The organism is Nostoc parmelioides FACHB-3921 (assembly GCF_014696625.1).
GTDB lineage: Bacteria > Cyanobacteriota > Cyanobacteriia > Cyanobacteriales > Nostocaceae > Trichormus > Trichormus parmelioides.
Map to the genome: position 1 here is coordinate 35,336 of NZ_JACJQL010000002.1, position 12,358 is coordinate 47,693.

Annotated in this window: 10 protein-coding genes; 7 read left to right on the top strand and 3 right to left on the bottom strand. The window is 40.5% G+C overall.

Annotated elements, in window-relative coordinates:
- Positions 1-8: 8 nt before the first annotated feature.
- Positions 9-4,685, top strand: coding sequence for a PAS domain-containing protein (locus H6G14_RS02005; protein WP_190565491.1), 4,677 nt, complete (start codon positions 9-11; stop codon positions 4,683-4,685).
- Between the two features lie 15 nt (positions 4,686-4,700).
- On the opposite strand, the gene H6G14_RS02010 is transcribed toward H6G14_RS02005, so the two are convergent.
- The 3 genes from H6G14_RS02010 to H6G14_RS02020 form a co-directional block, all read right to left on the bottom strand.
- Positions 4,701-5,090 carry an Alr5209 family pentapeptide repeat protein gene (locus H6G14_RS02010; RefSeq protein WP_190565492.1) on the bottom strand — a complete coding sequence of 130 codons (390 nt, stop codon included), beginning with the start codon at positions 5,088-5,090 and terminating at the stop codon, positions 4,701-4,703.
- Positions 5,091-5,425: 335 nt separating this feature from the next.
- Positions 5,426-5,956, bottom strand: a complete 531-nt coding sequence (locus H6G14_RS02015) for a hypothetical protein (protein WP_190565493.1) — start codon at positions 5,954-5,956, stop codon at positions 5,426-5,428.
- Between the two features lie 12 nt (positions 5,957-5,968).
- Positions 5,969-6,667 (bottom strand): hypothetical protein, encoded by a 699-nt coding sequence (locus tag H6G14_RS02020; protein WP_190565494.1) that lies wholly within the window; start codon positions 6,665-6,667, stop codon positions 5,969-5,971.
- 271 nt (positions 6,668-6,938) lie between these two features.
- Between H6G14_RS02020 and H6G14_RS02025 the strand changes: the two genes are divergently transcribed.
- From H6G14_RS02025 to H6G14_RS02050, 6 genes are all read left to right on the top strand, one after another.
- Positions 6,939-7,691: a TVP38/TMEM64 family protein gene (locus H6G14_RS02025; protein ID WP_190565495.1), complete on the top strand. Its 753-nt coding sequence runs from the start codon at positions 6,939-6,941 to the stop codon at positions 7,689-7,691.
- Positions 7,692-7,737: 46 nt separating this feature from the next.
- Positions 7,738-8,469 (top strand): TVP38/TMEM64 family protein, encoded by a 732-nt coding sequence (locus H6G14_RS02030; protein WP_190565496.1) that lies wholly within the window; start codon positions 7,738-7,740, stop codon positions 8,467-8,469.
- Positions 8,470-8,670: 201 nt separating this feature from the next.
- The gene (locus H6G14_RS02035) at positions 8,671-9,339 is read left to right on the top strand and encodes a response regulator transcription factor (RefSeq protein ID WP_190565497.1); all 669 of its coding nucleotides are present in this window, start codon (positions 8,671-8,673) and stop codon (positions 9,337-9,339) included.
- 269 nt (positions 9,340-9,608) lie between these two features.
- Positions 9,609-11,222 carry a sensor histidine kinase gene (locus H6G14_RS02040; protein WP_190565498.1) on the top strand — a complete coding sequence of 538 codons (1,614 nt, stop codon included), beginning with the start codon at positions 9,609-9,611 and terminating at the stop codon, positions 11,220-11,222.
- 12 nt (positions 11,223-11,234) lie between these two features.
- Positions 11,235-11,702 carry a PepSY-like domain-containing protein gene (locus H6G14_RS02045; RefSeq protein ID WP_190565499.1) on the top strand — a complete coding sequence of 156 codons (468 nt, stop codon included), beginning with the start codon at positions 11,235-11,237 and terminating at the stop codon, positions 11,700-11,702.
- 111 nt (positions 11,703-11,813) lie between these two features.
- Positions 11,814-12,281: a PepSY-like domain-containing protein gene (locus tag H6G14_RS02050; protein WP_190565500.1), complete on the top strand. Its 468-nt coding sequence runs from the start codon at positions 11,814-11,816 to the stop codon at positions 12,279-12,281.
- The last annotated feature ends 77 nt before the right edge of the window (positions 12,282-12,358 follow it).

A 12,358-nucleotide genomic window follows, 5' to 3' on the forward strand; every position in this document is an offset into this window, starting at 1 on the left:
TCATTTTCATGCCTAATATTTCTATTTCTGCATTACTACGTTTTGGAATTGTCATATTTTCTGTCGCACTGGCTTGTGTGCTGATGCTATTGTTAGATCCTTGGCTAGGGATGACCAGGACTCCTTTTTTATTATTCTTTAGCGCTGTCATGTTTAGTGCTTGGTATGGAGGTTTTTGGTCAGGAATTTTAGCAACTTTCTTATCTGTAATCCTAAGTAATTACTTCTTTTTTCATCCAAGATATACTCTATTTCTTGATATTTATAATGTAGTTAAAATAGGGCTATTTGCTGTACAAGGATGGTTTTTCAGTTTTATCTGTGAAACATTGAGAAATACCAAAAAGCAAGATGCAGTTAATTTACAGAAACTTAGGCAGAGCGAGGAGCGATTTCGATTAGCTTTGAGCCATTCTAATATCATGGTTTTTCAACAGGATCGAGATTTGCGGTATCGATGGATTCATAATTATCGGGGTGTAGCCTCTGCTGAAGAAATCATTGGTAAGTCAGATAATGAATTGTTCCCCGCCTCAGTTGCAGAAAAACTCACAGCCATTAAGCAAAAAGTATTAGAGAAAGATATCTCCGTCCATGAAGAAGTGTCCGTAATTTTTCACGGAGAAGTCGTTTACTACGATTTGTTAGCCGAACCCCTGAAAAATGATGGTCAAATTCAGGGTATTACCTGTGCAGCAGTAGATATTACTGAACACAAGCGCTCAGAACTAGAGAAGGCTAAATTACAGCGTAAACTGCAAAAAGCTATCCAGCAACAAGACGAATATCTGGCATTATTGAATGCTTGGCTGGCTAGCTCACCTGTAGCCCTAGCTTTTTTAGATACAAAACTACGTTACGTTTATACTAACGAAGCCCTGGCAGCAATTAACGGTATACCCCAAAGTCAACACATTGGGCGCACCCTGAGAGAAGTATTGCCAGAATGGGCAACACAACTGGAGCCTATTCTCCACCAAGTAATGGCAACCAAGCAGCCACTACTGAATCAAGAAGTATGTGGGATAACCTATCCATCGGGAATACATCGTTGTAGCTTGGTGAACTACTATCCAGTGTGTTTACCAGATGGCAAACTACTAGGGGTTGGGGTGACGGCTCTTGATATTACAGAACGAAAGCAAGCTGAGGATGCGCTGCGGTATATTGCCCAAACCAGTAACACACTCTCTAGTTCTTTGGATTACGAGGAAACTTTGGCACAGATTGCGAAAATATCCGTTCCTCAACTAGCAGACTGGTGCAGTATTGATATTATCAACCAAGATGGCTCGATACGCCGCTTACCTATTGCTCATGTAGACCCAGCAAAAGCAGAACTAGCAAGGTCGTTTCAGGAATATGTACCAGAACCAGGAAGTACGAGTTTAATTACCAAAGTATTACAAACTGGGGAACCGCTATTAATTGCAGACATACCAGATTCTCTTTTAGCAGCAGCAGCTCAAAATGAGGAACATCTGGACTTGGTGAGGCAGATAGGAATTAAATCACTCATGTTTTTACCTTTAATAGCACATGAGCAAGTGCTGGGATGTATCACCTTTGTCAGTGCTGAATCAGGCCGTAGCTACAATCAAGCTAACTTAACTTTAGCCAAAGATATTGCCTATCGTGCTGCCCTGGCAATAGAGAACGCTCAACTGTATCGAGATGTTCACCAAGCTTTAAAGCATTATGCTGAATCGTTGGCGCTTTTAGATGCCCTGTTGGCGGGCGCACCTGTGGCGGTCTGTTTTTTGGATGAGGAATTACGATATATCCGCATTAATCAAGTATTGGCTGATGTCAATGGTTTAAGCATAGAAGAGCATCTGGGGCGAAAATTTCGGGATGTTTTACCCAAGATGGCAGAGCCATTTGAAGCGCAATTACAGCAAGTATTGGAGACGGGACAACCTCTGCTGAATATAGAGGTTAGTGGTGAGGCGCTAGGAAGACCAGAAATTAATAGTTATTGGTTAGGTAATTATTACCCAGTCTACGACAGCATGGGCAAAACAGTAGGCATCGGGATTATTTTGGCAAATGTGACAGCTACCAAGCAGGTAGAAATTGCTTTGCGAGAAAGTGAAGAACGCTTCCGAGCAATGTTTGACCAAGCAGCTGTGGGTATTACCTTAGTTACTTTAGATGGTCAATTTCTGCAAAATAATCCGGCTTTGTGCGACATTACAGGCTACAGTGCTGAAGAATTAAGCCAGATGAAGTTTACCGAAATTACCCATCCTGATGATGTGGAAGCTGATTGGCTATATGCCAAGCAAGTATTAGCCAGGGAAATTAATGGTTACTCTTTAGAAAAGCGTTATATTCGCAAAGATGGGACGACTGTTTGGGTGAATCTGACTGCATCAGCCGTGTGGAATGAGCAAGGAGAACCTAAATATGCGTTGGGTATTATTGAAGATATTAATGAGCGCAAACAAGCAGAAGCCGCACAAAACTTTTTAGTTGAAGCCAGCACTGTTTTAGCAGCTTCTTTAGATTATGAGGTTGCCCTGAATAATGTGGCTCATTTGGCAGTACCTACCATTGCTGATTGGTGTACTGTAGATATTCTCCAACCCGACTGGTCAATGAAACGTGTAGCGATCGCCTGTATTGACCCTGTAAAACTGGATATTATAGAAGAAATTCGCCGTTCATATCCAACCAGAACCGAAGGTAAACACCCGTTTCGGGATAAACTCCTCAAAGGAGAATCTGCTTTTTATCCTGAATTGCCAAACTCGATTTTGGTAGAGATGGCACAGGATGAACAACATCTACAATTATTGCAAACCTTGGAAATGCGATCGCTGATGGTGGTTCCCCTTTACTCACGGGAGCAAATATTTGGGGTCATTTCCTTTGTTACCGGTAGTTCAGGCAGGCAATTCAAACAAACGGATTTGGCATTGGCAGAAGATATTGCCCGGCGTGCAGCTACAGCCATTGATAATGCCAGACTGTATCAGGAAACTCAGCAGGCGAAACAAGCCGCCGAGTTAGCTATGAGCCGGATGGTGCGTTTACAAAGCATCACAGCAGCTCTGTCCGAAGCCCTCACTCCCCAACAAGTTGCTGATGTGGTAGTAAATCAAGGATTGGCAGCCTTGGGAGCATCTGCTGGTTCTGTGGTGCTGTTGACTGAAGGCGGTACTACCCTGAAAATCATTCAAGCCATTGGCTACCCAGAATCAGTACGGGATACTTGGAAAACTTTCCCCCTGACTGCATCTGTACCAATTGCGGAAACAGCCAGGACAGGGGAAGCGATTTTTTTAGCCAACATCAAAGACTTTGCCAGCAAATATCCGCAAATTGCTAATGTCCCCTCCCTCACGGGTAATTGCGCCTTTGCTTGTATTCCCCTCATTGTCGAACAGCAGACAATTGGCGTGATGGCCTTAAGCTTTGCTACAGCCCAAAAATTTAACGAAGAACAGCAAAAATTTATGTTGACATTGGGTCAACAATGCGCTCAGGCGATCGCTCGCTCTCAACTGTATGAAGCAGAAAAAAATGCCAGAGCGATCGCCGAATCCACCAACCGGATTAAAGATGAATTTTTGGCGGTTCTTTCCCATGAATTGCGTACCCCTCTCAATCCCATCATGGGTTGGGCTAAGTTACTCCGCACGCGCACATATAAGGAAGAGACCGTCAAGCAAGGTTTGGAAACAATTGAGCGCAACGCCAAGTTACAAACTCAACTCATTGACGACTTATTAGATGTTTCCCGCATCTTACGCGGTAAGCTGAATTTAAATGTCTGTTTAGTAGATTTAAGAAACACAGTTCAAGCTGGGTTAGAAACAGTTCGTTTAGCCGCCGAAGCGAAATCAATAGAAATTCACGCCATTCTGAGTGATGAACCTCTACAGGTGATGGGTGATGGCGATCGCTTGCAACAGGTAATCTGGAATTTAGTCTCCAATGCCGTCAAGTTTACACCGTCGGAAGGACAGGTAGAAGTGCGTTTAGAACAGGTGGGACGAGATGCCCAAATTCAAGTGATTGACACAGGTAAAGGCATTACACCAGAATTTTTACCTTATGTTTTTGAATACTTTCGTCAAGCTGATGCCAAGACAACCAGAGTCTTTGGCGGACTGGGCTTGGGATTGGCAATTGTCCACCATCTTGTAGAATTACACGGTGGTACAGTAGTAGCACAGAGTGCCGGAGAAGACCAAGGAGCAACTTTTACTGTCAAACTACCCTTGTATAAAAGTGCTGATTACCAAGTGCAGAGTGCTGAGTCTGCGGTTACAGAACTAGAGAATCAAGACTCACTATTGCTTGGTGTGCAGATTCTTTTAGTTGATGATCAAGAAGATGTACGGGAATTTTTTAGCTTTGCCTTAGAACAGTGTGGGGCGAATGTAATGGCGGTAGCATCAGCAATAGAGGCATTGGAAGCTCTAGCGCGCTCAAAGCCAGATGTACTGTTAAGTGATATTGGGATGCCACAAATTGATGGTTATATGTTACTGCGGCAAATTAGAAAATGGTCGCCAGAACAAGGCGGACAAATTCCCGCGATCGCTCTGACTGCCTATGCTGGAGAAATTGATCAAAGACAAGCCATCGCCGCAGGCTTTCAAAAGCATATACCCAAACCAGCAGACCCAGTGGAGTTAGCTCAGGCGATCGCCCAACTCCTTGGACGCAAATAAACCTCATTGGATAGTTTACGATTCCTTGAGTTGCAAGCCTGCTTTTAGGAGATCAAAATTTTCGGGAAAATGAGTATTGCGATCGCAATCAGCTTTTTCTAGTTTTGCACCCTGGAGGTTAGCTTGGCGGAGATTGGCAGACATTAATAATGCGCCTCGCAAATCAGCATCTTGCAAATCAGCTTGACTTAAATCAGCAAAGCTTAAGTCAGTTCCCCTCAGGTTGGCTCCTCTAAGATTAGCTGTACTTAAATCAGCGTAGCTAAGGTCAGAGCCTTTGATATCTACATTTTGTAAATTAGCATCACCCAATTCAGCGCGGTTAAAATCACGCCTTCCCGCAGTGTACATCTCGATGAGAGTAGCTACTGTACTAATGGGCTGTTGATAATTGACTTCAGACATAAAACAGCCTCACAGATTTTTCAGTACACATCTTTGTTAAATCACATAAATTTATCATAGAGCTGCTGATGTGCAGAATGCTGGCAGACATAACATAAGTATTATTTATCAACTTCATACTCAGTCAACAACCTGCTCTAGCTTTTGTTCAAAGTCAAGTCAAAGCGAATATATAGCTGTAGCTAGATATATTAGGACATCAAGCTAAGGTGAAACTCTGACAATAAAAGGTTTTCAAGTCTGTTAACCGTCAACCATCAACAGTCAACAGCTATATTTGCGAAAACTTCCATGTCTGTTGCAGGTCAACAAGTAGCAAAAGTTTCAGATATTAATTAAAGATGTTTATTTGTAATTCTGATTAAAAAACGCAGAGCCTCATTTACTGCTTCCTCGGTAGGAAAAATTTCTGCAACATCAGGCTGTAAACAAACGGTAATCTTTTCAATCTTCTCTTGTCCATGTTCCTCTTTCCTGATACCATCTGACGGATGTTTCTGCTCCAAGAAACACTCTTGCAAAGACGGTTCATTTAATTTGTTAGCCAGCGTTTCCCAACTATTGACTTTCAAATTAAAGTGACTTTTGGCTTCACGCAATGTTTTAAACTGTTGTTTCAGAATATCAACCTTATAAATCTGCCTTGGAAAAATCTGGCTTTCTTGCTCAAGGTCTTCTTCAACCATCTCAACTACTTCGTTAATTAGTCGCTCGTGATTTTGCGAAATTTGAGCAGCAGCATCTAAAATACGGGATGTTGCTTTTATTTGTACCTCAGTTTCTTGTTTGAGGCGATCGGCAATACTACGAATTTGGTTTCCCAATGTTGCTTTGCTTTGTGTGGACGGCACTGATTTTTTACCCATGAGGATACAGCTTTACTCAGAAAGTATCTCTTTAATAGCAAGCCAGATGCGTCTAAATTTTTGTACCATACCGACAGGATTGTTTGTTGTTTCTTCATCAGCCGAATCAACTAAAGATTGAATCCTATCCATACGCTCTGCTACAACGTAGAGGCTGTTGACAGCTTCTTCCTTACTAGCCAAAGATTCACGCAATAGCACAACCATTTCCGCGATTTCTCGCTTTAGTTTTTCGTTCTCGGCTTTACGACGAGTTTCCCATCCTTTAATACTAGCTTTAGAACGTCGCTCATACTTGAGTTCCGCTTTGGCTTCATTGTATAGAGTCAAATACATTTCTCGCTCAGAGTTTGCTGTCTCATATTGGGTAAACAATTCATTTGCTCTAGTTTTTTCTTCGTTGTAGAGGCAGAGAGTCTGCTGATATCTTTGTTGTTCGTCAAGATAAAGCTGGTAATTTTGGGTCACACGCTCTTTGAGATCATTAGCTTCAACTTGATAGGTTTGAAGTGTTTGCTGAACATGAACCAGTTGAGATGCTGCTTCCTCATTTTGTTTAGCAAGTTCTTGCCACTCATCACGTTGAGCGCGAACCGTCATCAATAACTGTTTAAGCTCATGGGGTGGAACTGGTTCTTTTTGAGGTGAGCGAGGATTATTAACTGAATTGTCATGATTAGAGTCTCGACGATCCGCTCTCCGCATTGCCATAACTCAGCTTCCCAATTGAGTAGTTGTTATAGATAATCTTAAGAGTTAAGTATAGTTGGTATTAACTAATTCAGTATGTGATCAAGATCATCTGCTCAGAAATATTTTTGACTTCATACTTCACAGAAGTTTTCTCAGCCATTTCTCATATAGATAGCATACTCTAATGAAAGGTGATAATAAAAGCAAGCTCAGGAATCTTTTGCTTTTTGGTTGTTGTATGACATTATCCTTAACTACTTAAAGTAATGCGGAAAACTGAGGTGATTTAATGGTTCCCAAAGAGCAGACTAGATTCAATAGTAAACATAGATTATTGCTTATAGGTTTGACAATTGCTGTGCTGATAATTGCGGCACAACAAGTTAATATTCAATCACTTTTCCAAACGTTAATATTATGGGTGCAAAGCCTGGGATTTTTAGGGCCGATCGCCTACATGATTATTTATAATCTGGCAACATTATTGTTTATTCCCGGCTCTATATTGACCTTAAAAAGTGGTTGTTTATTTGGTGTATTTTGGGGTTCAATTTATGTATTAATAGCAGCCACGATGGGTGCAATATTAGCTTTTCTCATTGGACGCTATATGTCACGGGATTGGGTCGTGCGGCAGATAGATAAGTATCCAAAGTTTAAAATAATTGATCAGGCTGTGGCGAAGGAAGGATGGAAAATTGTACTGTTAACTCGCCTTTCTCCGGTCTTTCCTTTTAATTTATTAAACTATGCTTTTGGTGTTACCTGTATATCTTTAAAAGACTATATATTAGGTTCTTTGGGCATTATCCCTGGGACTATAATGTATGTTTATATTGGTTCTTTAGCAGGGGATTTGGCTCTGGCGGGTACGAATCATCAACCAGTTACGCCGGAAACACAAATTTGGCAATGGATAATGCAAGGATTGGGATTGATAGCAACTGTGGGTGTGACTATATATATCACTAAAATTGCTCAAAAAGCTTTATCTCAAAAGGTGGTGACAGAGGGAATAGTTAAGAGTCAGGATGCGGATTGAATCAATTTAAAATACCCTACGGGAAGGCAAGCCTACAAAATTCAAAATGAAAAACTATATAGTAGTAAATCGTGGGTTGAGAATATTTACTCTAACATTATTGGTGATAGCGATCGCCTTTTTCTCCTATACTACACCAGCATCAGCCAATCCTATTTCTTTGAACCCCCAGGGGTTTTTACGTGGGGCTTTGCAATGGATTGATAGTTTAGGGACAATGGGAGCGATCGCATTCATAATACTGTACATTATTGCTACAGTCGCTTTTTTACCAGGGTCAATTCTCACTTTAGGTGCTGGCGTTGTCTTTGGTGTAGTTTGGGGTTCTGTGTACGTTTTTCTGGGTGCAACTCTTGGCGCTACGGCTGCTTTTTTAGTGGGACGGTATTTAGCTAGAGGTTGGGTTGCTAAAAAAATCGCTGATAACACAAAGTTTGCGGCTATTGATCAAGCTGTAGGTAGGGAAGGCTTAAAAATCGTCTTGTTAACCCGATTATCTCCTATCTTTCCTTTCAATTTGCTAAATTATGCCTTTGGGATTACCGGAGTCGCCTTAAAAGACTATTTCATCGGTTCTGTGGGAATGATTCCCGGAACCATCATGTATGTTTATATTGGTTCTCTAGCAGGGAACCTAGCCATGATTGGTACAGAGTCCCAACCCAGTAACCCCACAGCACAATGGGCGATACGGATTGTGGGTTTTATCGCTACGGTGACTGTGACAGTCTATATTACTCGTGTTGCTCAGAAAGCTTTAGAAAATGAAGTTTTGTAATTTATAGCTGTTGACTGTTGACTGTTGACTGTTGACTGTTGACAGACTTGAAAGCCTTTAATGGTGAGTGAATGTTAATGACCACTGACAAAATTAAGCATCTCCTTTTAGGTGTAAATCATGAAGAAAAGGTATTCTGGGAACAGACTCTACTTTTACAGTTGTCTGTATCCTTAGAAATACTGAAAGAGGTTGCATCGGATGAATCGGATTCTCATAGCTGAAGATGAACCCCGCATAGCGGCTTTTATTGAGAAAGGACTGCGTTCCCAAGGTTTTACAACGGCTGTGGCTACTGATGCCTACTCAGCGACAAACATGGCATTAAGTAGCGGTTTTGATTTGATGATTTTGGATTTAGGGCTTCCTGGTAAAGATGGCTTGGATGTATTAGAAGAATTACGGGGACAAGGGGAAAATGTCCCAGTGATTATTTTGACTGCTCGTGATGACATTCAAGACAAGGTTGCAGGGTTTGAAGCAGGAGCAGATGATTATTTAACCAAGCCGTTTCGATTTGAAGAATTGTTAGTACGGGTAAAAGCTAGGCTGCGTCAGAGTGGTGGTAGCCAGGTGGTAGACGAGATGGTCATTAAGTCGGGAAATATAGTTTTGGATTTGCGATCGCGCAAGGTTAAAATCGGTCAAGAAATTATAGAACTACCAGCTAGGGAATTTACCCTCGCAGAAACTTTCTTTCGCCATCCTGGGCAAGTGTTGAGTCGTGAGCAATTATTAGATAGGGTATGGGGTTACGACTATGACCCAGGCTCTAATATTGTCGATGTTTACGTTGGTTATTTACGCAAAAAATTAGGTAATGACTTAATTGAAACTGTCCGAGGCATGGGTTATCGTCTGCGAACATGAGAATCTTCTCATCAAAACTTCATGATTCTTTCATCGGAGAGTTAGAAACTAATAATCACAGGTTTCGATTGCAGCCTTTCTTCTTTGCTCACAGAAGATAAATGCTTTCCTAAGAGGCTTGTGTTCCCTATGTGACCGGAATTAATGCTTTCCTAAGACGCTTGTGTTCCCTATGTGACCGGAATTTTGGATGCAGGGTTTTGGATTTTGGATGTCAGATCCGAAATCCAAAACTTTAGCAGTTATCATACATAAAAACTTATAGTTATATGGGGCAACAAGCCAAGAAAGAGAAATCTCAAGTTATTCTATTTCATCCCGACATTCAAAAATCAGTGAACAACCAGCAAAGTACCATAGCTGGAACATTCCTCAAGCATCGTCGAGGCTTTTTTTGGTCTACGCGTACAAGGATTTTGTCCTGGTACGCGATAATTTTATTTTTTATTTTTCTGGTTTTTATTCCGACGATTCGTCAGGCTTTGTATGCACGAGTTAATCAACGTGTAAATGAGGAAGCAATAGAAAAGATAGAAATATTTGAGCAACTACTTGGTACAAGTAACATTCCTAAGCATCAATTAGATGAAGAAAGTATTGAAGCTATTGATAAACTTAAACAAACTGATAACCGTCTACTCAATCCACCAACTACGAAGCAAGAACTAAGAGAGTTTTTTGATGCTTTCTTGGGCAATCAACTCCCAGAAGATGATACATTTTTGATTGCTCTGATGGACGAAAAATTTTATAAATCAAGTCCCAGAGCTAGACCCAAAGAAATGGATAGAGATGCAAAACTGATTCGAGATTGGGCAAAATTAACACAACCAAAGCAAGAAGAAGTGGTAGTGCCTAATAGTGAAGTTGATAGCATCGTTTATCTAGCTCGACCTGTGGAAATTCAGGGCGAAATCATGGGAGTTATAGTCATTGCTCACACCACTGCTGGGGAACGTGGAGAAGTTTTGGAAACGTTAGCAGTAATTGTTCAGGTGAGTGCATTTGTTTTAATACTTGCTTTAGTTTTGGCTTGGCTGGCTTCGGGAAAAATTTTGGCTCCTTTGCGCTTACTAACTCAAACGGCTCGGAAAATTAGTGAAACTGATTTAAATCAACGCATCACTATAGATGGTAATGGGGAACTAGCAGAATTAGGCACTACGTTTAATGACATGATGGATAGATTACAAAACGCATTTATCAGTCAACGCAACTTTATTAATGATGCTGGACACGAACTGCGAACACCTATTACCATTATTCGTGGTCATTTAGAATTGATGGGTAATGACCCAAAAGAAATACAAGAAACTCTAACTATAGTTATAGACGAGTTAGAACGAATGAACCGTTTTGTTAATGATTTGATGTTACTAGCAAAGGCGGAGCGTCCAGATTTTTTGCTGCTAGAAACATTTGATGCTTGCACTTTCACCGAAGAATTATTTGCTAAAGTCAAAGGTCTTGGCGATCGCATCTGGCAACTGGAAGCTGTTGCTAGAGGTAAAATTGTAGGCGATCGTCAACGCCTGACTCAGGCTGTGATGAATTTGGCACAAAATGCCACTCAACATACAAACAACACAGATACAATTGCTCTGGGTTCAATGATTCACAGAGATAAAATCAGCTTTTGGGTACGTGACACAGGTACAGGTATTGCATCAGCTGACCAATACAGAATTTTCCAGCGCTTTGCTCGTGCAACAAACAGTCGCCGTCTTTCTGAAGGTGCTGGGCTGGGTTTATCTATTGTCCAAGCCATTGCAGAAGCCCACAAAGGACAAGTTACCTTACAAAGTGAACTAGGGGCAGGATCTGTATTCACGATTATCCTACCTTTGGAACCACCCCAAGAAACAACATTTATTCAAAATTAATTATGTAAATAGGTGAAAAACATACCAATTACATCAATCTTATTTGTAGTTAGTGGTGCATATCTAATAGCATTTTTATTGGCTTGTTATCATCCCTCCAAAGAGGAGCAAAGTATAATAGTTCCCCCGTCCATTAAAGCAGCTTTCAAAGCTAAATATCCTAATATTCCTCACATTTGGCAAAAAAATAGCTACGGTTATGAGGCAATTTTTACTCAAAATAATATCCAGTATGAAGCAGAATTTTCCCACACTGGTGAATGGCTAGAAACTGAATACAATGTAAGAGAGGAAGATTTCCCTACTGCTGTCTTGAACCGGGTAAAAAAAGAACGCCCTGGATATATCATCACAAGATATGAAATTGAAATTACACCTAAAGGTACATTTTATAAAATAGAGATTACCGACGGAGAAACAGAAGAAGAATTATATTTTGATAGGAGTGGTAATCATCAAACTGATTTATACTATGATTAAAATAGACTAGATATATTATTGTACTAGACAGTCAGCTAGATGCAAGATTTGCATTCACGATGATATTATCTTGACTACCAATCCATGATAGAAAAATACTTATACAAATAAGTGGTAATTATAGCAATAAAATCCTTTTTATTGGGTCTTGGCGGTGTTTTCCTACTAGTGTGTTTATTTGTTTTTTATTATTTCCAAAATCAACCACAAGGTCTAGTTGTTCCTCAATCTGTAAAACAAGCTTTCCAAGCTAAATATCCCAATATTCCTCACACTTGGCAAAGACATAACTACGGTTATGAGGCAGTTTTCACTCAAAATAATATCCAATACGAAGCGGAATTTTCAGATACCGGGGAATGGCTAGAAACAGAATACTATGTGACAGAAAAAGATTTCCCTCCTATTGTATTAAAACGTATCAATCAAGAACGTCCTGGATATATCATCACAAAATATGAAATAGAAATTACACCTAATGGTATGTTTTATGAGGTAGATATTACTGACGGAGAACTTGAAGAAGAATTATATCTTGATAATCAGGGGAACCTGCAAACTGATTTATATGAGGATTAACGGGAGTAATGAGTGATTTATCTCGACTCCCCGGACTTCTTCTACTTACCGATACTTATACCAAATTAATATGAAGC